The organism is Pantoea sp. SGAir0430 (assembly GCF_043549295.1).
Genome location: NZ_CP039427.1, coordinates 3,390,096 through 3,417,030, shown reverse-complemented (window position 1 = coordinate 3,417,030; position 26,935 = coordinate 3,390,096). Strand labels below are relative to the sequence as shown.

The 26,935-nt window shown below is 58.6% G+C and carries 26 protein-coding genes and 3 tRNA genes; 5 read left to right on the top strand and 24 right to left on the bottom strand.

The genetic code is table 11. The features are described from left to right. Positions 1 to 8 precede the first annotated feature (8 nt). The gene (locus E7738_RS16175) at positions 9 to 668 is read left to right on the top strand and encodes an OapA family protein (protein WP_150360361.1); all 660 of its coding nucleotides are present in this window, start codon (positions 9 to 11) and stop codon (positions 666 to 668) included. Between the two features lie 55 nt (positions 669 to 723). Here the strand turns inward: E7738_RS16175 and rplI are convergent, their stop codons facing one another. The 4 genes from rplI to rpsF are packed head-to-tail and all read right to left on the bottom strand — an operon-like array spanning position 724 to position 2,164. After that, positions 724 to 1,173 (bottom strand): 50S ribosomal protein L9, encoded by a 450-nt coding sequence (gene rplI, locus E7738_RS16170; protein ID WP_021509748.1) that lies wholly within the window; start codon positions 1,171 to 1,173, stop codon positions 724 to 726. 39 nt (positions 1,174 to 1,212) lie between these two features. Further along, positions 1,213 to 1,440 carry a 30S ribosomal protein S18 gene (rpsR, locus tag E7738_RS16165; RefSeq protein ID WP_000135199.1) on the bottom strand — a complete coding sequence of 76 codons (228 nt, stop codon included), beginning with the start codon at positions 1,438 to 1,440 and terminating at the stop codon, positions 1,213 to 1,215. 4 nt (positions 1,441 to 1,444) lie between these two features. Continuing rightward, positions 1,445 to 1,762, bottom strand: a complete 318-nt coding sequence (priB, locus tag E7738_RS16160) for a primosomal replication protein N (RefSeq protein WP_394515802.1) — start codon at positions 1,760 to 1,762, stop codon at positions 1,445 to 1,447. A gap of 6 nt (positions 1,763 to 1,768) precedes the next feature. Continuing rightward, on the bottom strand, positions 1,769 to 2,164 hold the full coding sequence (gene rpsF, locus E7738_RS16155; RefSeq protein ID WP_021509750.1) for a 30S ribosomal protein S6: 396 nt from the start codon (positions 2,162 to 2,164) through the stop codon (positions 1,769 to 1,771). A 386-nt stretch (positions 2,165 to 2,550) separates the two neighbouring features. On the opposite strand from rpsF, the gene E7738_RS16150 reads away from it, so the two are divergent. Beyond that, positions 2,551 to 2,757, top strand: a complete 207-nt coding sequence (locus E7738_RS16150) for a hypothetical protein (protein ID WP_021509751.1) — start codon at positions 2,551 to 2,553, stop codon at positions 2,755 to 2,757. Between the two features lie 51 nt (positions 2,758 to 2,808). On the opposite strand, the gene yjfP is transcribed toward E7738_RS16150, so the two are convergent. After that, positions 2,809 to 3,558, bottom strand: coding sequence for an esterase (gene yjfP / locus E7738_RS16145; RefSeq protein ID WP_021509752.1), 750 nt, complete (start codon positions 3,556 to 3,558; stop codon positions 2,809 to 2,811). A gap of 159 nt (positions 3,559 to 3,717) precedes the next feature. Between yjfP and E7738_RS16140 the strand changes: the two genes are divergently transcribed. Then, the gene (locus tag E7738_RS16140; RefSeq protein ID WP_058759865.1) at positions 3,718 to 5,649 is read left to right on the top strand and encodes a methyl-accepting chemotaxis protein; all 1,932 of its coding nucleotides are present in this window, start codon (positions 3,718 to 3,720) and stop codon (positions 5,647 to 5,649) included. A gap of 55 nt (positions 5,650 to 5,704) precedes the next feature. Next, positions 5,705 to 6,031 (top strand): biofilm peroxide resistance protein BsmA, encoded by a 327-nt coding sequence (bsmA, locus tag E7738_RS16135; protein ID WP_021509754.1) that lies wholly within the window; start codon positions 5,705 to 5,707, stop codon positions 6,029 to 6,031. On the opposite strand, the gene E7738_RS16130 is transcribed toward bsmA, so the two are convergent. The 15 genes from E7738_RS16130 to nnr form a co-directional block, all read right to left on the bottom strand. Beyond that, positions 6,005 to 7,633, bottom strand: coding sequence for an isovaleryl-CoA dehydrogenase (locus E7738_RS16130; RefSeq protein WP_394515801.1), 1,629 nt, complete (start codon positions 7,631 to 7,633; stop codon positions 6,005 to 6,007). The two genes, bsmA and E7738_RS16130, sit on opposite strands and share 27 nt — an antisense overlap. Before the next feature lie 95 nt (positions 7,634 to 7,728). After that, complete coding sequence (gene rlmB / locus E7738_RS16125; RefSeq protein ID WP_021509756.1) at positions 7,729 to 8,463, bottom strand: 23S rRNA (guanosine(2251)-2'-O)-methyltransferase RlmB; 735 nt, start codon at positions 8,461 to 8,463, stop codon at positions 7,729 to 7,731. A 138-nt stretch (positions 8,464 to 8,601) separates the two neighbouring features. Then, positions 8,602 to 11,040, bottom strand: coding sequence for a ribonuclease R (gene rnr, locus E7738_RS16120; protein WP_058771339.1), 2,439 nt, complete (start codon positions 11,038 to 11,040; stop codon positions 8,602 to 8,604). A gap of 16 nt (positions 11,041 to 11,056) precedes the next feature. Beyond that, the gene (gene nsrR, locus E7738_RS16115; protein WP_394515800.1) at positions 11,057 to 11,500 is read right to left on the bottom strand and encodes a nitric oxide-sensing transcriptional repressor NsrR; all 444 of its coding nucleotides are present in this window, start codon (positions 11,498 to 11,500) and stop codon (positions 11,057 to 11,059) included. Between the two features lie 195 nt (positions 11,501 to 11,695). Further along, positions 11,696 to 12,994 carry an adenylosuccinate synthase gene (locus tag E7738_RS16110; protein ID WP_104188201.1) on the bottom strand — a complete coding sequence of 433 codons (1,299 nt, stop codon included), beginning with the start codon at positions 12,992 to 12,994 and terminating at the stop codon, positions 11,696 to 11,698. A gap of 175 nt (positions 12,995 to 13,169) precedes the next feature. Next, positions 13,170 to 13,370, bottom strand: coding sequence for a DUF2065 domain-containing protein (locus tag E7738_RS16105; RefSeq protein WP_031280157.1), 201 nt, complete (start codon positions 13,368 to 13,370; stop codon positions 13,170 to 13,172). Positions 13,371 to 13,427: 57 nt separating this feature from the next. After that, on the bottom strand, positions 13,428 to 14,432 hold the full coding sequence (hflC, locus tag E7738_RS16100; RefSeq protein WP_021509761.1) for a protease modulator HflC: 1,005 nt from the start codon (positions 14,430 to 14,432) through the stop codon (positions 13,428 to 13,430). 3 nt (positions 14,433 to 14,435) lie between these two features. After that, on the bottom strand, positions 14,436 to 15,671 hold the full coding sequence (hflK, locus tag E7738_RS16095) for an FtsH protease activity modulator HflK (protein WP_021509762.1): 1,236 nt from the start codon (positions 15,669 to 15,671) through the stop codon (positions 14,436 to 14,438). Positions 15,672 to 15,750: 79 nt separating this feature from the next. Beyond that, positions 15,751 to 17,031 (bottom strand): ribosome rescue GTPase HflX, encoded by a 1,281-nt coding sequence (hflX, locus tag E7738_RS16090; RefSeq protein WP_021509763.1) that lies wholly within the window; start codon positions 17,029 to 17,031, stop codon positions 15,751 to 15,753. An 80-nt stretch (positions 17,032 to 17,111) separates the two neighbouring features. Further along, positions 17,112 to 17,426, bottom strand: a complete 315-nt coding sequence (gene hfq, locus E7738_RS16085; protein ID WP_010618006.1) for an RNA chaperone Hfq — start codon at positions 17,424 to 17,426, stop codon at positions 17,112 to 17,114. A gap of 110 nt (positions 17,427 to 17,536) precedes the next feature. Next, the gene (gene miaA / locus E7738_RS16080; protein ID WP_031280158.1) at positions 17,537 to 18,478 is read right to left on the bottom strand and encodes a tRNA (adenosine(37)-N6)-dimethylallyltransferase MiaA; all 942 of its coding nucleotides are present in this window, start codon (positions 18,476 to 18,478) and stop codon (positions 17,537 to 17,539) included. Next, a complete protein-coding gene (mutL, locus tag E7738_RS16075) occupies positions 18,471 to 20,330 on the bottom strand; it encodes a DNA mismatch repair endonuclease MutL (RefSeq protein WP_394515799.1) in 1,860 nt (619 codons plus the stop codon). The genes miaA and mutL overlap by 8 nt, the downstream gene beginning before the upstream one ends. A 42-nt stretch (positions 20,331 to 20,372) precedes the next feature. Next, entirely contained in the window at positions 20,373 to 22,031 is a 1,659-nt protein-coding gene (amiB, locus tag E7738_RS16070; RefSeq protein ID WP_159377421.1) for an N-acetylmuramoyl-L-alanine amidase AmiB, read from the bottom strand. Continuing rightward, positions 22,028 to 22,504, bottom strand: coding sequence for a tRNA (adenosine(37)-N6)-threonylcarbamoyltransferase complex ATPase subunit type 1 TsaE (gene tsaE, locus E7738_RS16065; RefSeq protein WP_058771343.1), 477 nt, complete (start codon positions 22,502 to 22,504; stop codon positions 22,028 to 22,030). The genes amiB and tsaE overlap by 4 nt, the downstream gene beginning before the upstream one ends. A gap of 3 nt (positions 22,505 to 22,507) precedes the next feature. Then, positions 22,508 to 24,025, bottom strand: a complete 1,518-nt coding sequence (nnr, locus tag E7738_RS16060) for a bifunctional ADP-dependent NAD(P)H-hydrate dehydratase/NAD(P)H-hydrate epimerase (RefSeq protein ID WP_072217103.1) — start codon at positions 24,023 to 24,025, stop codon at positions 22,508 to 22,510. Between nnr and queG the strand changes: the two genes are divergently transcribed. Continuing rightward, a complete protein-coding gene (gene queG, locus E7738_RS16055) occupies positions 24,024 to 25,163 on the top strand; it encodes a tRNA epoxyqueuosine(34) reductase QueG (protein ID WP_031279821.1) in 1,140 nt (379 codons plus the stop codon). The genes nnr and queG overlap by 2 nt on opposite strands. Positions 25,164 to 25,594: 431 nt before the next feature. On the opposite strand, the gene E7738_RS16050 is transcribed toward queG, so the two are convergent. The 4 genes from E7738_RS16050 to orn form a co-directional block, all read right to left on the bottom strand. After that, positions 25,595 to 25,670 (bottom strand) — tRNA-Gly (locus E7738_RS16050). Between the two features lie 199 nt (positions 25,671 to 25,869). After that, positions 25,870 to 25,945, bottom strand: a tRNA-Gly gene (locus E7738_RS16045). Between the two features lie 91 nt (positions 25,946 to 26,036). Beyond that, positions 26,037 to 26,112: transfer RNA gene (locus E7738_RS16040), tRNA-Gly, on the bottom strand. A 236-nt stretch (positions 26,113 to 26,348) separates the two neighbouring features. Continuing rightward, positions 26,349 to 26,897, bottom strand: a complete 549-nt coding sequence (gene orn, locus E7738_RS16035) for an oligoribonuclease (RefSeq protein ID WP_021508132.1) — start codon at positions 26,895 to 26,897, stop codon at positions 26,349 to 26,351. Positions 26,898 to 26,935 lie beyond the last annotated feature (38 nt).

Genomic DNA, 26,935 nt, shown 5'->3' with positions numbered 1-26,935 from the left:
GAGCATCCATGGGCCAAATCGCCCCACGACGTCGCAGGACGCGCGCACCGCGTACCTTATTTTCCCGGTTGCAACGCTGGCTGCCTGACAGGCGCGTCACGACCGCCAGCGAGGAGGAGGAAAGAATGGCTTCTGAAACCCCGTCGCGTATACCCGCTGTGCTGCAGCGCATCTGGCATCTGCTGGATAACGTACGCTGGATGGATCCGCTGCCGCCGCTGCACCGACGCGGTATCGTTATTGCCCTGCTGGTGATGCTGCTGGCGTTTCTCTGGCCTGCCAGCACACCGCAGTATCCGGTGGAACGTCCGGCGGAGAGCAGCGGCAAAGAGGTGCCGATGCAGGCGGAAATCTACGATAACAATGCGCAGCCGCCGCAGAATACGACGCCAAAGAGTGATGCCCAGGGCGAATGGCACAGCTATACCGTGGCCTCGGGCCAGACGCTGGCACAGCTGTTCCGTGACAACAATCTTCCGGTCAATGATGTGTTTGCCATGGCGCGGGTGGAAGGCGATGGGCAGCCGCTGAGCGCACTGCAGAGTGGTCAGCAGGTGAAGATTCGTCAGAACGCGCAGGGCGTGGTGACCGGCTTAACGGTCGAGAGCAGTAACGGCCCGGTGCTGTTTACCCGCCAGCCGGACGGCAGCTTTATCCGCGCGCAGTAAGTAACAGAAACAAAAACGCCGGCACAAGGCCGGCGCTTTCAAACTAAGTAAAAAATTACTCAGCTACTACATTCACAACCAGTTTCGCGAATACTTCGCTGTGAACCTGGAAGTCAACTTCGTGCTCACCGGTGGTGCGCAGAACGCCGTTTGGCAGGCGAACTTCGCTCTTCGCCACTTCAACGCCAGCTGCAGTAACTGCATCAGCGATGTCGCGGGTACCGATGGAACCGAACAGTTTACCTTCGTCGCCTGCTTTAGACGCGAGAGTAACGGTGCCCAGTGCATTGATTTTCTCTGCACGTGCGTTAGCAGCAGCCAGAACGTCAGCCAGTTTGGCTTCCAGTTCAGCGCGACGCGCTTCGAAGAACTCAACGTTTTTCTTTGTAGCAGGAACAGCTTTACCCTGTGGAACCAGGAAGTTACGAGCGTAGCCCGCTTTAACGTTAACCTGATCACCCAGGCTGCCCAGGTTTGCTACTTTATCAAGCAGAATAACTTGCATTACCTTATCCTCTTAAAGTCGTTAATGGACAGTTGCCGATTACTGATGACGATCAGTGTACGGCAGCAGAGACAGGTAACGCGCGCGCTTGATAGCACGAGCCAGCTGACGCTGGTATTTTGCACGAGTACCGGTGATACGGCTTGGAACAATCTTGCCGCTTTCAGTGATGTAGTTTTTCAGCGTTGCGATATCTTTATAATCGATCTCTTGAACGCCTTCCGCGGTGAAACGGCAGAACTTGCGACGACGGAAATAACGTGCCATTTGGCTAGTCTCCAGAATCTATCAATTCAATCTGCTCGGCATGTAACACAAGTTTGCTCTGGCCATTGCGTGCCTGATGGCAGCTAATAAAACCTTCGAGTGTGAGTTGCGTGCCGACCGTTATATGTTGAGTAATCGCCTGATGGGTGCTGCCGCTGATAATCACCGGCATCTGACACCAGGCTTGCCGGTGAAACCCGGCTTCCTCCTGCACAGAACGATGCTCAAGCACGAACTGGCAGTGAGGAATCCCTGACGGACTGACTTTTCGAACTGGCGTCTTGCACACGGTGCCAGACAGGCGCAGCCGATTGGCCGTCATCGTGGATTACTCTTCAGAATCCCCAGCATCTGAGTCTTCTGCCGATTCGTTAGCGAAGTCTTCGCGGCGCTCACGACGCTCGTCTTTCGCTTTAACCATCGGAGAAGCTTCAGTTACCGCGTGCTTAACGCGCATAACCATGCTGCGGATAACGGCGTCGTTGAAGCGGAAGTTAGTTTCCAGCTCGTCGATCACTTCCTGCGGTGCTTCTACGTTCAGCAGAACGTAGTGTGCTTTGTGCAGTTTGTTGATCGGGTAAGCCAGCTGACGGCGACCCCAGTCTTCCAGACGGTGGATCGTGCCCTGTGCACCAGTGATAGCACCAGTGTAACGCTCGATCATGCCCGGAACCTGCTCGCTCTGGTCAGGATGGACCATAAATACGATTTCGTAATGACGCATCGATAGCTCCTTACGGATTATTCAGCCTCCTGTCAGGGTCAGCTGCGGCCCACGGAAGCAAGGAACGTTATAGGTTGCGAATCACCCAAAAGATGAAACACACCTCTGAATGCAGCTGAAAAATTGACGCGTAATCATACTGACCTCGCCGGGGAAACTCAAGCGCACAATTCATCAAATTGTCGCTGTCGTGCCAGGCGGGGACACCTTTTGTGCTAAGGATTGAGATTCAGCAGGTTAGTCAGAGATTGTTCAAAATCCCTGAACGAGGCGTTCAGCACGACGATCTGGCGTCGTACTGGTGAAGAACTAAACTCTCTACAGGCGCAACGGTTTGGCTTAATCAGCGCGCCTGAGAGTGAAATCCCTGGAGTGAGGAGTCGATTATGAAAGCTGTCATTATCGCCACTTTACTGGGTCTCTTCCTGTCTACCCCCGCTCTTGCCAGCTCCGCTGACCAGGCGCTGCAGATGAGAAGTAACAGCAGCAAAGCGGCTTCAGGCTATGTCTACGTTAACCGGCTGGATGCGCCAGGCGGTAACCCGGTCAGCGCGAACACCAGCGCCGCCGACCGCTTGTCGTCACAACTGTAGTCCGGCCTGTTATCCCGGGCTGGCGTGCTTCGCGCCGCCAGCCCGTTCCGTTTACAAATGATGTTTAAAGAAACTGACCAGCGCGGTGAGCGCTGGCGGCGTGATTTTGTGCCCGATCTGCTTTTCCGCCAGAAAGGTGAGCCGGCTGTCGAGCTGCGCCTCGCGCAACGCCTTTTCCAGCCGTACCGTTTCGGCAAACGGTACGACTTCATCCGCTTCACCGTGCCATAACAGCAGCGGACGGTTAGCCAGCTGCGCCAGCTGCTGACAGGGATCGTAGGCCGCCAGCGGGGCCAGCCGCGCCTGTAACGCCGCTTTTTGCTCTGGCGTGTGCGCCACCAGCGGCGGGAACAGCGTCTGACTGAGCTGCATGAAGTAGCCGGAGCCCATCAGACAGGCAACGCTGTGCAGGTGTGGATAGCGCGCCATCGCGCCCAGCGCGGTCATGCCGCCCATTGAGGCGCCGGCAATGGCGAAACGCTCATCCGCCACCCAATCGTTGTCGCGCAGCGCCGCTTCCAGCAGCGGCACTTCATCGATGTTCTGGCGCAAAATCTCCCAGAAGTGCGTCATGCGCGCGTCGGTATCGCCGTTGTAGCGTGCGCCGTGCATCTCTGCATCCGGCATCACCACGCGGAAACCGGCCTGCGCCAGCGCCACGGCAAAGTAGCTGTACACCTCTTTCGACGAGGTAAATCCGTGATAAAACAGGATGGTGGGTAAGCGCGCCAGCCGCTGTCCGGCCGGTGCCGCGTGAATACACTCAATGCCCGCCAGGTTCTCCGTTGCCAACTCAATCATACCGTCTCCGTTGAGAATGATTATCACTGGTCTCAGTGTACGTGCTGCCGGCCAAAACGCGAGCTACATCACATTTATTTCGATTAATTTCTGCCCTAAACATTTGCCGCATTTTGCCGTTGATCCTGTACCCCTCCAGTTATTTATTAAAGGTACTTTATGAAGCGTCTCTCTCTCAGCGCCATGAGTCTCGGAATTAAGCTGTCTGTATTGACGTCTTTCAGTGTGGCAATCGTGCTGTTTGCCCTGACGTTAACGCTCAGCCATAACGCCGCGCGCCAGCTGGAGCAGCTGGCTGTCGACGATATGCAAAACCAGGTGCTCGGCATTAATGAAATGGCCACGATGTTTAACGCGACCTTATCGGAAGAAGTGGCGAACTATACCCGGCTGTTTCAGAGCTTTTTACCTAAGCGATTTAGCCGTGACGACAGCTCACGCATTCAGGTGGGATCGTTCAGCACGCCGACGCTGCGTGCCGGGCTGAAAACCCTCAATCTCGATCAGATCGCCGTGGACGATTTTCTCGATCGTACCGGTGCAGTCTCCACCATTTTTGTGCGCGACGGCGAGGATTACATTCGCATCGCGACCTCACTGAAGAAAGAGGATGGCAGCCGCGCGGTGGGCACCCAGCTTGATCGCAGCAGCGCGGCGTGGCGCAGCGTGAATAAGGGCGAAGTGTATCGCGGCCTGGCGACGCTGTTCGGCCATCGCTATATCACCCAATACCAGCCGGTGCAGGACGACAGCGGCGCAGTCATCGCCATTCTGTTTGTTGGCGTGCAGATTGATAAACAGTACGCGCTGATGCGGGAGAAAGTGCTGGCGCGACGTCTCGGCGACAGCGGCAGCTTCTTCGTGCTGAACGGCACGCCGGGCAGCGCACAGGGCCAGTATCTGTTTGCCCGTCAGTCCGAAGGCAAGCTGCCGGACTGGGATCGCAGCGTACAGCAGCAGATCCTGACGCAGCCGCACGGCCTGCTGGAGATCGCGCATCAGGGCGAAACCCGCCTGCTGGCGTGGCAGCAACTGCCGGGCTGGAACTGGATTATCGCCGGTGAAGTCAGCCGCGCCAGCCTGCTGGCACCGATCACCCACAGCCGCAATCTGTTCATGCTGATTGGCCTGGCGCTGGTGCTCGCCTTTGCCATTGGCTTTGTGCTGTATAGCCGGCGCGCCATTACCCGGCCGCTGCAGCAGGTGATCCATCTGGCCGAGCAGTACGCGGCGGGTAATCTGCAGGCGCACCTCGACTCAGCGCGCCGCGACGAGATCGGCCAGCTGGTGAGCGCGATTAACGGCATTGGCGACGGCCTGGAGAAAGTGGTAGGCCAGGTACGCGCCGCCGCGCGTGAGATCAGCGACGGCACCGACACCATTGCGGCCAGCAGTTCCAGCATCAGCGAGCAGATTGGCCGCCAGGCGAGCAGCGTCGAAGAGACCTCGGCCAGCATGGAGCAGTTTGGCGCAACCGTGGCGCAAACCGCCGCTAACGTGCGTCAGGCGATGGCGCTGGTCGGTGAAGCCGCCAGCACCGTCAGCCAGGGCGGCAGCACCGTGGCGCGCTCGGTAGAGACCATGGCGGAGATTCGCATTGCCTCACAGAGCATCGCCGACATTACCCACGTGATCGAGTCGATTGCCTTCCAGACCAATATTCTGGCGCTCAACGCTGCGGTTGAGGCGGCGCGCGCCGGTGAGCACGGCAAAGGCTTCGCGGTCGTCGCTGCGGAAGTGCGTGCGCTGGCGCAGCGCAGCGCCAATGCGGCGAAGGAGATTGACGGGCTGATTGCCAGTTCGATCGACAAAGTGGCCGCCGGCCATGCGCTCTCGGAACAAACGCGTGACGCCATGAGCCATATTGTCAGCCATATCGAACAGGTGAAAACCCTGATGGGGGAAATCAATATCGCCGCCCAGGAGCAGGCTGCGGGCATTGGTCAGGTCAATCTGGCGATGAACCACATCAGCCATGCGACCCATCAGAGCAGCGACATGATTAACCAGTCCGAACACACGGCGCAGCACCTGAGTCAGAAAGGCCATCATCTGACCCAGCTGGTGAGTATTTTCCGCCTCAACGACTGATGAGCCGGGGCAGATGGCTTACACTTGAGTCATCTGCCTGTTTTCCGGAGCCACCATGCGTACGCTTATTCTGCTGCTGGGCCTGCTGCTGAGCGGCTGTGCCGCACTGCACACCACGCCACAACCCCCGCCAGCGCCCACCACTCAGGCGCAGGAGATCACCCGCGCGCAAAGCTATGGCCTGCCGAAGCTTGGCACCGTCAGCGCCCATTCACGCGGCTCGCCGGATGATGTGCAGCGTGCGATCGCTGCACGCGCCAATCAGAGCGGTGCGGTTTACTATCAGATCCTGATGGTCGATGAGACCACCATGCCTGGCTTCTGGTATGCCACCGCCATTCTGTACGGCGCGCCCTCAGGCGGCAGTAGCACGCTGCAGTAAGCGTGCGTTCAGATCATCACTCAGCGCCTGCGCCGGGCGCGATGAGAGATAACGCGCGCACCAGCTGTCTGCCAGCGGCGGTTCTGCCGCTTTCAGCAGCACCGCGGCACTCGCCAGCCGAATCAGCATGTCGCTAACCTGCCGTGCCTGCTCTTCGCGCAGGTTGCCGAGCTGTAGCCGCAGCTGACGCCAGCAGCGATCGAAGTGGCGATTGCTGCCCTTCACCGCATCAAACTCATCCTGCAGCATGCTAAGCACCTCTGCATGCCGTCCCAGTACACGCAGCACATCCAGGCACATCACGTTACCCGAGCCCTCCCAGATGCTGTTCACCGGCATCTCGCGATACAGGCGCGGCAGTTCACTCTCTTCGCAGTAGCCAATGCCGCCCAGCACCTCCATGGCTTCAGCCACAAATGGCATACCGGCTTTGCAGATCACGAACTTGGCCGCCGGGGTGAACAGGCGTGCATACAGCCGTTCATGCGCGCTGGCCGGCGTTGACCAGGCGCGCGCCAGACGCAGCAGCAGCGCGGTTTGTCCTTCCAGCTGCAGTGCCTGCTGCGCCAGCACCGCGCGCATCAGCGGCTGATCGCTAAGGCTTTTGCCCATCACCTGGCGCTGACCGGCGTGATGCAGCGCTATCGCCAGCGCGCGTCGCATCTGGCCGTGGCTGCCGAGCGCACAGTCAAAGCGCGTCATACCGCCCATTTTCAGGATCAGCCGCACGCCATCGCCCTCCTCACCCAGCAACCAGCCGAAAGCATCCTGAAACTCCACTTCGGCACTGGCATTGGCGCGGTTGCCCAGCTTGTCTTTCAGACGTTCAAGACGAATGGCGTTGCGCGTGCCGTCCGGCAGCAGGCGCGGCAGAAAGAAGCAGCTCAGCCCGGCGGCGGTCTGCGCCAGGATCAGGTGCGCGTCGCTTTGCGGCACCGAGAAGAACCACTTGTGGCCGGTGATGCGCCAGGGTTCGCCCGGCCCGCGCGCGCCAGGCGGTTCGGCGCGTGTGGTGTTGCTCAGCACATCGGTGCCGCCCTGCTTCTCCGTCATGCCCATGCCAATCAGCAGGCCGCGCTTCTGGCTGCCGGGCAGATGATGCGCATCATACCGATCGCTCAGCAGTCGATCGTGCCAGTCGGCGTAGGGAGCGGGCAGATGGGTTTGCAGCAGCGGGATCGCGGCGTGAGTCATGGTTACCGGGCAGAGCGAACCGGCTTCCACCTGCGCATGCAGAATGAAACGCGCCGCGCGTGCCACCATGGCGCTGCCCTGCACGTCAGGCTGCCAGCTCAGGTTATGTAACCGGCTGGCGCACACGCCCTGCATCAGCAGATGCCAGGCAGGATGAAAGCGCACCTCGTCGAGTCGCTCACCGCGCGCGTCGTAACGCAGCAGCTCCGGCGGCTGCGCATTGGCCAGGCGACCTAATTCCAGTGACTCCGCGCTGCCGAGCTGCAGGCCAACGGACGCCAGCCATTCGCGGTCCCAGCCGGCCCCTTCACGCACCACCGCCTCGCACAGCGCGCTGTCGCTGGTGAAGAGATTGCTGTTGCTGAGCGGAGATGGTTGATTGAATACGCTGTGAGTGGTCCAGGCCATGGCACTCTCCTCTCCTGTTGCCCGTACTGATGTGGCTATAAGTATGGAGAGGATGTGCAGTTATGCCTGGTACAGCTGAGGTTTTGCGGCGGCGATCACGCCTGGCGCTGACGCACCGCTTCGAACAGACAAACGCCGGTGGCCACCGAAACGTTGAGGGAAGAGACGCTGCCGGCCATCGGGATGCTGATCAGCTCATCGCAGTGTTCGCGCGTCAGGCGGCGCATGCCCTCTCCTTCCGCACCCATCACCAGCGCCATCGCGCCGGTCATTTTGCTCTGATACAGCGTGTGGTCTGCTTCACCGGCCGTGCCGACGATCCAGACGTTGTACTCCTGCAGCAGACGCATGGTGCGCGCCAGATTGGTGACGCGAATCAGCGGCACGTTTTCCGCCGCCCCGCTGGCGACTTTTTTCGCCGTGGCGTTGAGCGGTGCCGAACGGTCTTTCGGCACGATCACCGCATGCACACCCGCCGCATCGGCGCTGCGCAGGCAGGCACCCAGGTTATGCGGATCGGTGACGCCATCCAGAATCAGCAGGAACGGCTGATCCAGTGAAGCCAGCAAATCCGGCAGATCGCCTTCCTGATAGTTTTTACCCGGCTTAACGCGCGCCACGATACCCTGGTGCACGCCGCCTTCGACCTGGCCGTCGAGCCACTGGCGGTTGGCCAGCTGAATCACAATTCCCTGAGCTTCCAGTGCGGCGATCAGCGGCTGCAGGCGGCGGTCATCGCGGCCTTTAAGGATAAAGACTTCCTGAAAACGCTGGGGATCACGCTCCAGCAGCGCCTGCACGGCGTGAATGCCAAAAATTATTTCACTCATTACTTTGCTCAAGGTTGGATGTATATCGTTGAATACAGAACATTAATCAGGCTGCGCGTTGGGGCGCAGCCTGCGAAACAGGGTTGAGCAAGGTGCGTCAGCGCTGACGCACCTGGCCGCTGGCGGGTGAAGAGGCCATCAGGCTTCGCTGGCCTTCTTCTTCACTGCGCGCTTCGCCTTGGTTGCGGCGGCGATTTTACGGGTTTTTTCGGAGACTTTTTTGCTTTTTTTCTCGCTTTTATTCGCCGCAGGCGGCTGCTTCTCACCGCGGAAAGCGGCGTCCGGCTCAAAGTTGCCCTTGCGACCCGCGTCGCGGCGCCGCTTCGCCGGTGGCTTGCCGCCACGCTTCTCACGCTCGCGCGCGGTTTTCCCTTCACCGCGCGGTACGCGTTTGCTGGAGATCAGCGCGAAATCGATCTTGCGCTCATCCATGTGCACCGCGTCAACGCGCACTTCCACCGCATCACCCAGACGGTAAGTGCGACCGCCGGATTCGCCAATCAGACGCTGGCCCACCGGATCGAAGCGGTAGTAATCATTGTCCAGCGTGGAGACGTGCACCAGGCCATCAATGAACAGATCGTTGAGGCGAACAAAGAAGCCAAAGCCGGTCACGCTGGAGATTACGCCGTTGAATACGTTACCCACCTGATCCTGCATAAAGTCACACTTCAGCCAGTCGGCCACATCGCGCGTCGCTTCATCGGCACGGCGTTCGGTCATCGAACAGTGCTGACCCAGCTGCAGCATCTGCTGCATATCGTAGTGATAACCACCGGTTGGCGTGGTGTTGCCTTTTACCGTGCCCTGCTCTTTGGCCAGCAGATACTTGATAGCACGGTGCAGCAGCAGATCCGGATAGCGACGGATCGGCGAGGTAAAGTGCGCATACGACGCCAGCGCCAGGCCAAAGTGACCGCGGTTTTCCGGATCGTACACCGCCTGCTTCATCGAACGCAGCAGCATGGTTTGCAGCATTTCAGCATCCGGACGGTCGGCAATCTGCGTCAGCAGATCGGCATAATCGATCGGCTGCGGTTTCGACCCACCCGGCAGGCTGAGGCCCAGCTCGCCCAGCACGGTACGGAAGCTGGTGATGCTGTCTTCGCTCGGACGATCGTGATCGCGGAACAGCGCCGGCTCCTGGTGTTTCTCAACGAAACGCGCGGAGGCGATGTTGGCCAGGATCATGCACTCTTCGATCAGCTTGTGCGCATCGTTACGTACGGTGCGCTCCACGCGCTCAATGCGGCGCTCAGCGTTGAAGATGAATTTGGCTTCGTCGGTTTCAAACGAGATGCCACCGCGCTGTTCGCGGGCGGTTTCCAGCACCTCATACATGCGGTGCAGCTCTTCGAGGTGCTTCACCTGCGCCGCATACTGTTCACGCAGCTCCGGGTTGCCCTGCAGAATGCTCCACACTTTGTTGTAGGTCAGACGCGCATGTGAGTTCATCACCGCTTCGTAATGTTTGAAGCCGGTGAGTTTACCGCTGGCCGAGATGGTCATCTCGCACACCATGCACAGGCGATCCACCTGCGGATTGAGTGAGCACAGGCCGTTCGAGAGGATCTCCGGCAGCATCGGTATCACCTGCGACGGGAAGTAGACCGAGGTGCCGCGCTGCTGCGCTTCGTTATCCAGCGCGGTGCCGGGACGCACGTAATAACTGACGTCGGCAATCGCCACCCACAGGCGCCAGCCGCCGCCGCGTTTTTTCTCGCAGTAAACGGCGTCATCGAAGTCACGCGCGTCTTCACCGTCGATGGTCACCAGCGGCAGTTCACGCAGGTCGACGCGGCCTTTTTTCGCCGATTCCGGTACCTGCTCTTTCAGTCTGGAAATCTCTTTCTCAACTTCTTCCGGCCATGAGTGGGGAATTTCATGGGTGCGCAGCGCCATATCCACGGCCAGACCGGTGCCCATGTTGTCGCCGAGAATTTCTGTAATTTTGCCGATAGCTTTGCTGCGGCGCGTCGCGCGCTGCACGATTTCCACCACAACCACCGATCCCATGCGCGCATTCAGCGTCTCTTCCGCCGGGATCAGAATGTCAAAGCTCAGACGGCTGTCGTCCGGTACCACAAAGCCGGTGCCGGCATCGGTGAAGTAGCGGCCAACAATCTGGCTGTTGCGCGGTTCCAGCACGCGGACCACGCGCGCTTCACGCCGCCCTTTGCGGTCGGAGCCGCCCGGCTGGGCGAGGATGACATCACCGTGCAGGCAGAACTTCATCTGCTCCGCCGAGAGGTAGAAGTCATCTTTCTGACCATCAACGCGCAGGAAGCCGTAGCCATCGCGATGGCCAATCACTTTGCCGCGCAGTAAATCCAGACGCTCCGGCAGGGCGTAGCACTGGCGACGGGTGAACACCAGCTGGCCGTCACGCTCCATGGCGCGCAGGCGGCGACGCAGCGCTTCAAGCTGATCTTCGCTGGTGATGTTTAACTCTTCGGCGATCTCTTCGCGGCTCGCCGGCTTTTCACGCTTTTCTAATAGCGCGAGGATAAATTCCCGACTGGGAATAGGATTTTCGTACTTTTCAGCTTCTCTATCCTGAAAGGGATCTTTTGACATTACGGTTCCTCCGATGTCATTTATGTGGAATTACCACCGGCGGTTCGGACAATAAGATGTGGTAAAGCGAATCGTTGTTTTGCACCAGGTCGGCGAGCGTATATTTATCCAGTTCCTGCAGGAATAGCTGGACCGCATTATTCAGCGCGCTACGCAGGCGACAGGCGGGATTTATCGCACACTCTTTACAGTTTACCAGCTGCAAAGGCTCCATTTTTCTCACGACATCGCCAATGACGATTTTTTCCGGGTCCATGCCTAAACGAATTCCGCCGTTTTTACCGCGTGTCGCGGCAACAAAGCCGGCCCGGCTCAGTTGATTGATGATTTTAACCATATGGTTACGCGATACCCCGTAGGTATCGGTGACTTCGGTAATGTTGGTCTGCTGACCTTGCGGCAATGTCGCCATGTAAATCAGGGCGCGCAGACCGAAATCGGTAAAACTTGTTAGCTGCACATGTACCTCAGTGAATCATCGATATTGTTGTTATAACGCCCGTGAGCGCTTCGATTAACATTGATGATAAACCAGTGTGGAAAACCCGGAGCGCTTTTTTCCTGCAACTCCCGAAACCAGCAGGAAAAAATGAAGTGAGCGGAGTCAAAGAGCAGATAAACGAAGGCCGGACAGTGTCCGGCCTGCAAAACGTGATTAAGCGTCGAACGGATCGCGCAGAATCATGGTCTCACTACGGTCAGGACCGGTTGAAATAATATCAATCGGCACGCCAGTCACTTCTTCAACACGTTTGATGTAATCACGTGCTGCCTGCGGCAGCCCTTCCAGTGTTTTAACACCAAAGGTGTTTTCACTCCAGCCCGGCAGAGTTTCATAAATCGGCTCGATGCCTTCCCAGCCTTCTGCCGCCAGCGGCGTGGTGGTCATCTCGCGGCCATCCGGCATACGGTAACCGACGCAGATTTTCACCTCTTTCAGGCCATCCAGCACGTCCAGTTTGGTCATGCAGAAGCCGGACAGGGAGTTGATCTGCACCGCGCGGCGCACAGCTACCGCATCCAGCCAGCCGGTACGACGACGACGGCCGGTGGTGGCACCGAACTCGTTACCTTTCTTACACAGGAACTCGCCGGTTTCATCAAACAGTTCGGTCGGGAATGGACCGGCACCGACGCGGGTCGAGTAAGCTTTGACGATGCCCAGCACGTAATCCACGTAGCGAGGACCGATACCTGAACCGGTCGCCACGCCACCAGCAGTGGTGTTGGACGAAGTCACGTACGGATACGTACCGTGGTCGATATCCAGCAGCGTACCCTGTGCGCCTTCGAACATGATCAGGTCGCCACGCTTACGCGCGCCGTCCAGCAGTTCAGACACGTCAACGACCATGCCGGTCAGGATGTCGGCCACCGCCAGTACATCGCTCAGCACTTTATCGTAGTCTACTGCATCTTCTTTGTAGTAGTTCACCAGCTGGAAGTTGTAGAAATCAACGATCTCTTTCAGCTTCACGGCGAAGGTTTCTTTGTTGAACAGGTCGCTGACGCGCAGACCGCGACGGGCAACTTTATCTTCGTAGGCTGGGCCGATACCACGACCGGTGGTACCGATAGCTTTGGCACCGCGCGCTTTTTCACGCGCCAGGTCCATCGCCACATGGTATTGCAGAATCAGCGGACAAGCTTCAGAGATCAGCAGACGTTCACGTACCGGCACACCGCGCGCTTCCAGACCGTTCATCTCTTTCATCAGGGCTTCAGGCGACAGCACAACACCATTACCAATGATGCTGGTGACGTTTTCACGCAGGATGCCAGAGGGAATTAAGTGGAGGACGGTTTTCTCACCGTTGATGACAAGTGTATGGCCTGCATTGTGGCCACCCTGGTAACGCACAACATATTTCGCGCGTTCAGTCAGAAGGTCTACGATCTTACCTTTACCTTCATCACCCCATTGGGTGCCCAGTACGACGACGTTCTTACCCATTTTCTAAAATCACCGATTGCTTAAAAATGGATTCTACCATCGGATTTTCACTCTTTCAGCACTTTTAGCATACGATTGCGCTGTTTTTTGCCTGAGTTTTGATCACTACAACATGTTGGGGGCAATGCTCTGCAGCAGACACAATTTAGCCGTGCGGCAGCGCGCAGATTATTGCTCAGCCATTCGCGTGCGTGCTCAGCATGGCGTAAATCACCACGCCCGCCACCACCAGCCCGCCGCCAAAACGGTGCAGTATACGGTCCGGTAACTGCGTCATCGCCAGAATCATGCGACGCCACAGACGCGGCAGCAGCATCGGTCCTAATCCCTCCAGCACCAGCACCAAAGCCAGCGCCATCCAGACGGTTGTGTTCATTCTGTTTTCCCAAAAAAAAGGCCGACATCAGTGTCGGCCTCAAGGTTATAACAGTTATTAACGCGAGACGTTAGTTGGCGCCTTCATATAGCGGAAGAAATCGCTATCCGGGCTCAGCACCATCACGTCCTGATTGTCCGCGAAGCTGTTCTCATAGGCACGCAGGCTGCGGATAAAGGCATAGAAATCAGGATCCTGGCTGAAGGCGTCAGCGAACAGCTTGGCCGCTTCACCATCCCCTTCACCACGGCTGATCAGCGCCTGACGCTGCGCTTCTGCCAGCGTACGGGTTACCTGATAATCGGCCTGAGCGCGCAGTTTTTCCGCCTCTTCCTGACCCTGTGAACGCTGACTACGTGCTACCGCTTCACGCTCGGCGCGCATACGGTTGTAGATCGCGTCCGACACTTCGGTCGGCAGGTTGATCTGCTTGATGCGCACGTCGACCACCTGAATACCCAGCGCCGCCATACTGTTCGGGTTTGGCGCCGGCTCATTGCTGTTGGTCTCACGCTCAACGCGGGCTGCCGCGCTGGCAATCGCATCGTCAGCGGCTGGCGTCTGCACTTCGTCGTCATTGCCGGCACTGCCGGTGTTCAGCGCATCGCGCACGTCGGTGGTCAGACGGCCACGCGAGTCGGTGACGATGTCTTTCACATCAAGACGGCCCATTTCTGAACGCAGACGGTCGCTGAACTTACGTTTCAGCAGCACTTCCGCCTGAGAAACGTCGCCACCGCCGGTCGCAAGGTAGTAACGGCTGAAATCGCTGATGCGCCACTTGATGTAAGAGTCCACAATCAGGTCTTTCTTCTCTTTGGTGACGAAACGATCGGCCTGGTTATCCATGGTCTGGATGCGCGCATCCAGCGACTTCACGGTTTCAATAAACGGAATTTTGAAGTGCAGGCCCGGTGCGTACACCTGCGGCTTGTTCTCATCATCACGCAGTACTTTACCAAAGCGCAGCACGATACCGCGCTGGCCTTCCTGCACCACGAACAGTGAGGCGTACAGCACCACCAGAACAACAATAATTACGGCGATGATTGGCTTACGCATCGATTACTCCCTCCCTTCGCGCTGGGTATCGTTACGCAGCGCATTGGCGCGACGCTGATCCATGATGCTGTCCGGACTGTAGGATGAAGTGTCGCCGCGGCCGGCATTGCTGCCCGGTGACGACGGTAACTTCATCAGATTGGCATTGTTCTGACCGCTCTGGCCGCCTGCCTGGCCGCCACGCATCAGCTGATCCAGCGGCAGCACCATCAGGCTGTTGCCACGGTCGTTAACCAGCACTTTGCGGGTATGGCTGAGCACGCGCTCCATGCTTTCAATGTAGAGACGTTCTTTGGTGATCTGCGGTGCGGCTTTGTACTCCGGCAGCAGACGCGCGAACCGCGCCACTTCACCCTGCGCTTCCAGCACAGTCCGCTCTTTGTAGGCTCGCGCCTCTTCAAGAATACGCTGCGCCTGGCCGTTAGCACGCGGCTGCACTTCGTTGGCGTACGCTTCAGCTTCACGCACGTACTGCTCGCGGTTTTCGCGGGCGGCAATCGCATCGTCAAACGCGGCTTTGACCTCTTCCGGTGGACGCGCCGCCTGGAAGTTGACGTCAAGCAGCGTAATACCCATGTTGTAAGGACGAATGGTTTCGTCGATTTCACGCTGGGTATCGCTACGCACGACGGTACGGCCTTCGGTGAGGATACGGTCCATGGTCGAGCGGCCAATCACGCCGCGCAGCGCGCTGTCAGTAGCCTGACGCAGGCTGTCATCGGCACTGGTCACCGCATACAGGTAGCGCTCCGGATCGGTCACGCGGTACTGCACGTTCATCTCCACGCGCACCACGTTCTCGTCCGAAGTCAGCATCACGCCAGACGCCGCCAGCTCACGCACCGCTTCGACGTTGACGGCCCGCACCTGATCGATAAAGGTCGGTTTCCAGTTGAGGCCAGGCTCAACCAGATGGCTGAATTTGCCGAAACGCGTCACGACCCCGCGTTCCGCTTCTTTAATGGTGTAGAAACCACTGGCTGCCCAGATGACCACTGCCGCCACGGCGACAATGCCAACCAGTTTGCCACCGCTGCCGCCGCTGCGCTGGCCGTTATCGCTCTGTTTGCCACCGCCCAGTCCGCCGAGTTTTTTACTCAGCTTACGGAAGATATCATCCAGATCAGGAGGTCCCTGATCGCGACCTCCTTTATTTCCCCCAGAGTTGCCGCCTTGGTTATTGCTGCTTCCCCACGGGTCGCGGTCCTGTCCGTTATTTCCGGGCTGATTCCACGCCATGTCTCTACTCCATTTATTGTATATAAGTTTACCCTGCCACGTGCCGGGCACGTCTTGGGGTAAATGAGTTGGGCAACGGTCAAACAATATAACTGGCGAGCTGCGGTTCCTGCTTGCACAAGCGGCGCCAGTCAACAATCGGCATTCGCACCTGCAAACCTACGCAGCCATCTTCTTCATTCCACTCTTTTTCTATCGCCTGCAGCTGATAGAAGCGGCTGCGCAGGCGGCCCGCTTCCGGCGGCAGACGTAAATCATACTGCGCCACTTCACCGGCTAAGCGCTCGGACAGCGCCTGCCACAGCAGCGGCAAACCGGCACCGCTCTGCGCCGACAGCCACACGCGCGTCGGCCGGTTCTCTTCGTCGCGATCGATACGCGGCTCAAAGCCATCCAGCATATCGATCTTGTTCATCACCAGCAGCACCGGAATCTCATCGGCTTCAATCTCTGCCAGCACTTCGTTTACGGCGTCGATGTTGTCATTGACGCGCAAATCCGCGGCGTCAATCACGTGCAGCAGCAGCGACGCCTGACGGGTTTCCTGCAGGGTGGCTTTAAACGCCGCCACTAAGTCATGCGGCAGGTGACGGATAAAGCCTACCGTATCCGCCAGCACCACTTCGCCGACATCGGCCACGTTGAGGCGGCGCAGCGTCGGGTCCAGCGTGGCGAACAGCTGGTCGGCAGCATACACGTTGGCTGAAGTGATAGCGTTGAACAGGGTGGATTTGCCGGCGTTGGTGTAGCCCACCAGGGAGACGGTCGGCACATCGGCTTTCGCACGCGCCTGACGTCCCTGTTCACGCTGTTTTTCCACGCGTTCAAGGCGGGACAGAATCTGGCTGATGCGGCCGCGCAGTAAGCGACGGTCGGTTTCCAGCTGGGTTTCACCCGGTCCACGCAGGCCGATACCGCCTTTCTGCCGCTCAAGGTGAGTCCATCCGCGCACCAGACGGGTGGCAAGATGGCGTAACTGTGCCAGCTCGACCTGCAATTTCCCTTCATGGGTGCGGGCGCGCTGGGCAAAAATATCGAGAATTAAGCCGGTGCGATCGATTACGCGACATTCGCACAGCCGCTCAAGATTACGTTCCTGAGCAGGGGATAAGGCATGATCGAATAAAACGACCGATGCTCCACTCGCTTTCACCGCATCGGCAATTTCAACTGCCTTTCCTTCACCGACAAAATATTTGGGATGTGGCGCTTTACGGCTGCCGGTAATCACTTGCAGCGCATCGACGCCCGCAGAAGAGACAAGAGTTTCAAACTCCTGCAAATCTTCCAGCTCTTTGTCTTGGGAGAACCAGATGTGTACCAGTACGGCCTGCTCACCGGCATCATAACGGTCAAACAAGCTATAACCTCGCTAAAATAAAATAACCAGGACGGGAAAACGCACTCGCTCCCCAGCCCTGGCTTTACGGCCGTGCAGAATTACTCTGCGTTATCGCCGTCTTGTTGTGGCTGCGACTGAGCGCCCTGGTTGCTTCCGCCATGGTGGTAATTACTGCCACCGCTGCCGCCCGCGTTGTTGCTATGGTGCGAAACCGGACGAGAAGGAACCACTGTAGAGATGGCGTGCTTATACACCATCTGGCTTACCGTGTTTTTCAACAGAATGACGAACTGATCAAAGGATTCAATTTGTCCCTGCAGCTTAATACCATTCACCAAATAGATCGAAACCGGTACACGTTCACGACGCAATGCGTTCAAAAACGGGTCTTGTAATGATTGCCCCTTAGCCATTCTATCTTTTCCTTATATGCTTGTTGTTTGTTACTTTGTGAACCGTGGTTCAGAAAAACTGCGTAAAAATTTGCGCACGATAACGGACCAATTGTACACAATCATCCCTGCTACGCACTAACAACCTGAAGCACCGCATTACGCGCTAATTCTGGCGCGTCACTGTCTAACCAGTGGACGTCGGGCCAGCCACGTAACCAGGTCATCTGGCGTTTAGCGAGCTGCCGGGTGGCGCAAATTCCCCGATAAACCATTTCGTCGTAATCGATTTCGCCAGACAGATAAGACCACATCTGACGGTAACCAACACAGCGAATGGAAGGCATGTCCGTATGCAAATCACCTCGTGCAAACAGTGCCCGAGCCTCCGCTTCAAAACCTGACGCTAACATCTGGTCGTAACGCAACGCGATGCGCTGGTGTAACAGTTCGCGGCTCGCCGGAGCGATAGCAAACTGGTACACATCGTAGGGTAACGCTTCACCGGCCGTTTTTGTCAGTTCCGTTAAAGTTTTACCCGAAATAAAAAAAACTTCCAGTGCTCGCGAAAGTCTCTGCGGATCATTCGGATGAATACGACTACCGGCGACCGGATCGATTTCACACAGCTGGCGGTGCAGGGCTTCCCAGCCTTTTTCCGCCGCCATTTGCTCTATTCGCTGACGCACTTCCGGATCGGCCGAGGGCAGCGGCGACAATCCTTCCAGCAACGCTTTGAAGTAAAGCATGGTTCCACCAACAAGCAGCGGAATCTTACCTTTTTGGGTAATCTCCGCCATTTCTGCCAGCGCATCGCGACGAAACTCAGCAGCGGAATAGCTCTCCGCCGGGTCGCGAATGTCCAGCAAGCGATGGGGTGCCTGCGCCAACTCCTGTGCCGACGGTTTCGCCGTGCCAATATCCATCCCGCGATAGATTAAGGCAGAGTCAACGCTAATAAGTTCCACCGGAAGTTGCTGACGCAGCGCAATGGCTAATGCCGTCTTACCGGAGGCGGTCGGCCCCATCAAAAAAATTGCCTTTGGCCGGCTAGCCTGGTTCAGTTCACTCATGCTTCAACGCGTTTAGCGCGCTCTCAATCTCAAGGGTCTGTAACAGACCTGAAGGCGGCGATTTCAGCAGATGCGGGCAGAGCCGTTCGAGCTCTGCCAGCAGCGTGATCGCCTGCGAGTGATTCCAGTGAGGTTCTGCCGCATCGTCGCGTCGCGCCAGCCACTGGGCCAGTGCGGAAGCAGAAACCTCTTGCTGCCGGGCGAGATAGCCTAACAGGTCTGGAATCAAGATTTGTAAATTTTGTGTTCGTAACGGTAAAGGGACAGCGCGCAGCGTCACATGCTGTCCTTCCCGTTGTAAATCAATGCCCATCTGGCTTAACAGCGCCGACTGGGCGTCAATCACGCTTAACTCTTCGTGAGCGATTTTCAGCCGTACCGGGATCAGCAGCGGCTGCGGTTTGAGCCCCTCATCGCCGGGTTGCAACTGGGCCTGTTTGAGCCAGCGCGCCGCCACGCTTAATGACAGCAGCTGCAACGTCTCCCCGCGCTCCAGCAGCGCATAGCGCTCGCGCACCACGCTGAGCACCCGGCCAAAACTTTGCGTGTGGGCGGCCAGCGGCGCTTCACGCGCGGATGCCGGGCGTGGCGCGGGCGCGGGTTCAGCAGCCGGTGTACGTGGCGTCTCCGCCGCCGGTGTTTTTATCAGCTGCTGATAAACCGCCCCTTCACGCGCGCGATAGCCCGGCTCTTTCGGCTGCCACTGGCCGCCCGTGCCGCCGGATGCCGCGCTGCCACCGCTGCGCGCACCGGTTGCCGGCTGGGCAAAGTGATTCGCCCCGGCGGCCTGGCGGTTCTCTGGCTGCCACTGCGGCGGCGGCTCTTCGGCATGGGCCAGCGGCAATTCGGCGCTGCGACTGGCCTGCAGCACGCTCATCACGCCCTGCCAGATAAAGTCATGCACCAGACGCGACTGATGAAAACGCACCTCATGCTTCGCGGGATGCACGTTGACATCCACCTGGTGCGGGTCAATCTCCAGATACAGCACGTAGGCTGGCTGCTGATCTTCACCGAGCTGGGTTTGATAGGCCTGGCGGATGGCGTGATTAATCAGCTTGTCGCGCATCATGCGACCGTTAACGTAGCAGTGCTGCAGGTCGGTAACCTGACGCGACCCCGCCGGATCGGCCACCCAGCCGCGCAGCGCCAGATCGTCGTGCTGCCAGTCAATGCGCAGCGCGTGCTGCATGAAAGGCGTCCCGCAGATGGCACCCAGACGCCGCTCGCGCTGCGCCTCCTGTGTCACGCCGCGATACTGACGCACCAGCTTGCCGTTGTGCGTCAGCGAAATGGCAACGTCGAAACGCGCCAGCGCAATGCGGCGAATCACCTCATCAATATGGGTGAACTCGGTCTTTTCGGTGCGCATGAATTTTCGGCGGGCAGGCGTGTTGTAGAACAGATCGAGCACTTCCAGCGAGGTTCCCACCGGGTGGGCGGCGGGTTTGACCGTCACCGCCATATCGCGCCCTTCGGCATAGGCCTGCCAGGCTTCCTGCTGATCGGCGGTGCGCGACGTTAGCGTCAGGCGCGACACCGAGCTGATACTCGCCAGCGCTTCGCCGCGAAAGCCGAGGCTGACAATCGCCTCCAGATCATCCAGCGAGGCGATCTTGCTGGTGGCGTGGCGGGCCAGCGCCATCGCCAGTTCATCTCGGGCGATGCCGCAGCCGTTGTCGCGGATGCGGATCAGCTTTGCACCGCCTTTCTCAATATCGACCTCAATGCGCGTCGCTCCGGCATCAAGGCTGTTTTCCACCAGCTCTTTTACGACCGAGGCCGGGCGCTCAACCACTTCGCCAGCGGCAATCTGGTTCGCCAGCTGAGGCGGTAAAATCTGTATTGGCATGGTGGTGATCCTTATCAGGTATGGGCTGCGCGCAGCCCCTCATCAGGATTGTGGAATCTTTAAATTTTGCCCCAGCATTACGTTGCTCGACTTCATGTTATTCGCCTGCATGATGGCTTTCGGGCTGACGCCGTACTTCGCGGCAATCGCCGTCAGCGAATCACCGCGCACCACTTTGTGCCGCGCCGGACGGCTGGCCGCGGTGCTGACGCCGGAACCGGCCGGCACTTTCAGCCGCTGGCCGACCCACACCACATCGCGCTTCAGGTTATTCAGCTCGCGCAGCGTCGCCATGCTGACCCCGTATCGCGCGGCGATGCCGGACAGCGTCTCGCCGCGCGTTACGGTATGGCGCTGGGTAGCACCGGTGTACTGCACGGTGCCGGTCGCCGGGTTGCTGGCGACGCTAACCGCTGGTGCGCGATCCAGCGGCCGGTTTTCCTCCTTTGGGACCGATTGCAGCGGATGCGCGAGGAAATAGTTACGCAGTCCTTTGTAAATCGACTGGGCAATCTTTTCCTGATACGCGCTGCTGCCTAGCAGCCGCTCCTCCCCGGCGTTACTGATAAAGCCGGTTTCAACCAGTAAAGAAGGAATGTCCGGCGAACGCAGCACGCCGAGGCTGGCATGTTCCGGCAGACGCTTGTGCAACGGCGTCACGCCGCGCAGTTGCTGCAGCACTTTTACCGCCACGTCATAGCCGACGCGCTGTGAGTGGCCAAACTGCAGATCCAGCACCGCCTGGCTCAGGTAGGGATCGGCCTGGCTGTTCGCCAGCAGATCGCCCGCGCCACCCAGCAGCTCAGACTGTTTCTCTTTCTGCTCCAGCCAGTTAGCCATTTCGCTGTTGGCGCGACGGTTGGACAGCACCCAAACCGAAGCCCCGGTGGCAGAGTGATTCGGTGCGGCGTCGGCGTGAATCGATACCAGCAGGTTAGCGTTCTCTTTACGCGCCACCTCGGAACGGCCCATCACCGAAATAAAGTAGTCGCCGTTACGCGTCAGCACCGGTTTAAACATTGGGTCCTGATCCATCAGCGCTTTGAGCTTCCGCGCGATGGCGATGGTGACATTCTTTTCATGTAAGCCGTGCTGGCCCGACGCGCCAGGATCCTGACCGCCGTGTCCGGCATCAATCGCCACGATCACCGCATCATTACGGCTGACAGCACCGCCCGGACGCACCGTGGTGTTGCTGCTGGTCACCGCCGTCACCGGATTGGCGTTGAACGGATTACCCTGGCTGGTCGTAGCGCTGTCGCTCTGGCGCGCACGCGTCACCGGTGCCGCCGCGGTGCTGCGTCTGGCCGGCTGGGTGCCGCTGATGGTGAAGACCACGCGGTACTGATTGCCGTCGCGCTGCGTACTGGCGCGCGTTTTTGCCGCCTGAGTCAGCTCAAACACCAGCCGGATGCTCTGCTTATCCTTCGGCTGGCTATTACGAATCCGTTTAACGATGTTTTCGCCGCTAAAGTTGAGCGGCAGCCCCTGAATATTGCCGCTCTGGCGAATATCCAGCACCACCCGGTTCGGGTTGTGCAGCGGAAAGAAGCCATACACCGGCTGGCCGTTGAAGCTCAGGGTCACCGTCGCCTGGCTGTCGCCGTTATCGACTTTGATATCCGATAGTGTCGCGGCCAGCGCCGACGAGGAGAACAGACACAGCAGGGCGAGCATCATCCCGGTAACGCGTGACATCATGCCGGTTCCCTGCCCTGCTGAAACTGCTGCAGCAGCGTGTTGCCGAGCGGCGAATGCGCGCTGATTTCCGCTGCGCGCGCGCTGGCGACGTAGCTTAGCGTCAGTGCCAGATCTGGCTCTGGCAGCACACCTGCGCCCTGCTGCGGCCACTCAACCAGGCACAGCGCGTCGCCGCTGAAGTAGTCACGGATGCCCATAAACTCCAGCTCTTCCGGGTCGGCGAGGCGATAGAGATCGAAATGGTACAGGCTACGGTCGCCCAGCTGATAGGGCTCAACCAGCGTATAGGTTGGACTTTTGACGTTGCCCTGATGGCCAAGCGCCTGCAAAAAGCCGCGGCTGAAGGTGGTTTTACCGGCACCCAGATCGCCATACAGATAGATCACCACCGCGCTGCTGCAAACGCGGGCCAGTTGCGCACCCAGATTCAGGGTTGCCGCCTCATCGGGCAAAGGAATAACACAGGTCTTCATGCTTTATTGTTGGATCATCTCTGGATTAACAAACTGCCACAGCAGTGCGAACAAATCAGTGGCTAACATGCCGCGCGTCCCGCGCTGTCGCGCTACCGCATCCGCCGCGGCACCGTGCGCGACACAGCCCGCACAAGCGGCGTCAAACAGGGTGGCCTGCTGGCCCAGCAGGGCGGCGATAATACCGCTCAGCACATCGCCCATACCGCCGGACGCCATGCCTGCATTGCCGACATCCGCAATCGCCATGTCGCCCGTCGCGCTGGCAATTACCGTACCGGCACCTTTCAGCACCACCACGCCGCCGTAGCGGTTTGCCAGGGTCTGCGCGGCGTGTAAGCGGTCACTCTCAATCTCTGCGGTTTTCACCCCGAGCAGGCGTGCTGCCTCGCCGGGATGCGGCGTAATGATGCGATTCTGACGGTTATCTGCATTGATTGCCAGCAGGTTAAGCGCATCAGCATCCCAAAGCATCGGCTTTTCACTCAGTGCCACCTTTTTCAGTGCCTTCTGAGCCCATTCCCGCTGGCCAAGACCGGGGCCGATGGCGATGACATCCGCCCACGCCAGCGCGTCGTCCAGCCGCGCGTCGCTCAGGGCATCCACCATCAGCTCCGGCCGTGCGCTGAGAATCGGACCAATATTATCTTCATGCGTTAACACCCGCACAAGCCCGGCACCGCTGCGCAGCGCCGCTTCGCCGGTCATGCGGATTGCGCCGGCCGTGCCGCTGTCGCCGCCGACCACCAGCAAACGGCCGTGATCGCCCTTATGCGAGGTGGCTTTGCGCGGCTTCAGCCAGCGCGGTAAATCCGCTGCAGCGTAGCGATGAATCGGCGCCGGCTCGCCAGCGAGAAACGCGTCCAGGCCAAGCGTCGCGCAATGCAGCACGCCGACGTGGTCACGCGCTTTGCCGGTGAGCTGACCGGGCTTCAGCGCAATCATACTTAACGTGCAGTCCGCCACGACCGCCGCCCCTGGCGTGGTGCCGGTCGCGGCCACCAGCCCGGAAGGAATATCGACGGCAAACACCGGCGCGGCGTGCGCGTTGATCTGTTCGATCAGCGACTGATAAGGCGCGGCAGGCGCGCGATTCAGCCCGGTGCCCAGCAGCGCATCAACAATCACGTCGATGTGTTCCGGCCAGGCGGCGTCGGCGGCATGAATCACGCCGCCCGCCGCCAGCCAGCCGTCGCGCGCCTGCTGTGCTTCTTCCGGCAGCGGACGTTCGCTGTCACAGGCCAGCAGCGTCACGCTCAGCCCGGCGGCCTGCGCCAGCCGCGCCACCACGTAGCCATCGCCGCCGTTATTACCGTGGCCGCATAAAATCAGCCAGTGCTGCGCCTGCGGCCACTGCTGGCGAATCCGTTCATAGCTGGCCTGCCCGGCGCGTTGCATCAGTTCATACAGCGTCAGGCCCAGGCTATCGGCGGCGTCGCACTCCAGTTGCGGCATGGCCTGCGCAGGCCAGACAGAGTGTGGTAAACTGCGTGCGTTTGCTTCAATTGCCTGGTCTCTCATGTCATACCCTCTCGATCTTCAACAGCTCGCTCAACAGATTAAACAGTGGGGGCGCGAACTCGGCTTTCAGCAGGTGGGTATTTGCGATACCGACCTGAGCGCCGAAGAGCCGAAACTGCAGCAGTGGCTGGAGAAACAGTATCACGGCGAGATGGACTGGATGGCGCGTCACGGCATGATGCGCGCCCGTCCGCATGAACTGCTGCCCGGCACGCTGCGCGTGATCAGCGTGCGCATGAACTATCTTCCGGCCAAAGCCGCGTTTGCCAGCACGTTAAAAAACCCACAGCTGGGTTATGTCAGCCGCTACGCGCTGGGCCGCGATTACCACAAAGTATTGCGCAATCGACTGAAAAAGCTCGGAGAAAAAATCCAGGCCCACTGCGGCGAACTCAATTTTCGTCCGTTTGTCGACTCCGCGCCAATTCTGGAGCGGCCGATTGCCGTCAAAGCCGGACTCGGCTGGACCGGCAAACATTCGCTGGTGCTGAATCGCGAAGCCGGTTCGTGGTTTTTCCTCGGCGAACTGCTGATTGATCTCCCCCTGCCGGTGGACGAACCGCAGCAAGAGCAGTGCGGCCGCTGCGTCGCCTGCATGACCATCTGCCCGACCGGCGCCATCGTCGAACCTTATGTCGTCGATGCGCGCCGCTGCATCTCCTATCTCACCATTGAACTGGAAGGCGCCATTCCCGAAGCGCTGCGCCCGCTGATCGGCAACCGCATTTACGGCTGTGACGACTGCCAGCTGATCTGCCCGTGGAACCGCTATGGTCAGCTGACCGATGAAGAGGATTTTTCGCCGCGCGCGGTGCTGCACGCGCCGCAGCTGGTCGAACTGTTCGGCTGGGATGAAGCCCGTTTTCTGCGCGTCACGGAAGGCTCTGCCATTCGCCGCATCGGTCATCTGCGCTGGCTGCGTAACGTAGCTGTGGCGCTGGGTAATGCGCCCTGGGCACCCGGGAATCTTACGGCATTAGAACAGCGGCGCGGTGAACATCCGCTGCTGGATGAGCACATTGACTGGGCGATAGCGCAGCAGCGGCAAAAGCGCGCGGCGCAGGCGATAGAGGTGCAATCGGCACAGCAGCAGCGGCTGGTGCGCGCCGTCGAGAAAGGGTTACCGCGTGATGCATGATTGAGCAATCGCGCAGGATATTATGCTTTTCCACATGCTGTGAATAAAATTATTTCCCCGAATAGTGACGTGGATCGTTATTTCGTCTAAAAGGGGCATTCACAGTCTGAAATATCATTTACCCAATAAAAAACATAGAGTTAGATAATTACTGTAAACATTTACGTCGGGTTTTGCGCGCAGGGGCTTGTCCAGAGCTTGTGGATAACTCTGTTCAAAACGGTTTTGCAGATAGGGTAAAACGCCGTCAGCACGTTGCGGGCGCATTGTGGATAACCTGTAAGATTACTGCAACAGGCGCAGACATCTCAGGCACTCACGCGGCGTGCAAAATTTCCAGATAACAAACGGAACCGCACAGGTAAAACGACTGCAGCAGTTGTATGTCTGATTGTGCCCGGGGGCAAATAACTTTAGTGAATATGAAAATCTGGAGCGGGAAACGAGACTCGAACTCGCGACCCCGACCTTGGCAAGGTCGTGCTCTACCAACTGAGCTATTCCCGCATAATCTTCGTATTTTAGTCTGCCACGGCGTTGGCTGCCTTCGCTCACCCAGGTCACTTACTCGTGTAAGCTCCCAGGGATTCGCTCAGTTGCCGCCTTGTTGCAAACTCAAATACTCGATTATGTACCGGCATTCTTAAGTCACAACAACCGCAAAAAGACTAAATCCGTGATTTGGATGGCGTACTGCAACAGAGACTGGAGCGGGAAACGAGACTCGAACTCGCGACCCCGACCTTGGCAAGGTCGTGCTCTACCAACTGAGCTATTCCCGCATAATCGTCGTCTTTCATTGCGCTGCGGCGTTAACGGCCTGGACGCGGCTGAAATCCTTGATTCTGATGCATTACTTTTTACTGCACGTTCTGGAGCGGGAAACGAGACTCGAACTCGCGACCCCGACCTTGGCAAGGTCGTGCTCTACCAACTGAGCTATTCCCGCATCATTGCCTTTCAATCTGCTGCGGCATTGACCGCCTTAGCGCAACTGAACTACCTGATTCAGAACATTTGTTACTTTTACTGCTCCGTACCTGTTGTAAATTCTTCACCGGTACGGGGTGCGCATTATACGAGAAATCCTTCCCGCCGCAAGCGTTGCAAAGCAAAATTTTGCGCTTTGCGCGCGTTTGCTGTTTTAATCGGCAAACTGCTGCTTTCCTGCGCACCCGCGTTGATTTACAGCTGCAGGAAGTGCTCGCGGTAGTAGGCCAGCTCGGCAATGGACTCACGAATGTCGTCCAGCGCCTGATGCGTACCGGCTTTTTTAAAGCCTGGCAGAATCTCTGGCTTCCAGCGGCGCGCCAGCTCTTTCAGCGTGCTGACATCCAGATAGCGGTAGTGGAAATAGGCTTCCAGCTCCGGCATGTACTTAAACAGGAAGCGGCGATCCTGGCCAATGCTGTTGCCGCAAATCGGTGAGGTGTTGGCCGGAACCCACTGCTGCAGAAACGCAATTGTCGCCTGCTCCGCCGCACGATCGTCATGCTGGCTGGCCTTTACGCGCGCAACCAGCCCGCTATTGGTGTGGGTGCGCACGTTCCAGTCATCCATCAGCGCCAGCTGCGCATCGGACTGATGCACCGCCAGCACCGGCCCTTCGGCCAGAATGTTGAGGTTGGCGTCCGTTACAATGGTGGCGATCTCAATAATGCGATCGCGCTCCGGATCCAGTCCGGTCATTTCCAGGTCGATCCAAATCAGATTGTTTTCATTTCCCGCTGTCATGCATTTCCCGCCTGTTGCCAAAGTCGTCATTAGCCTGA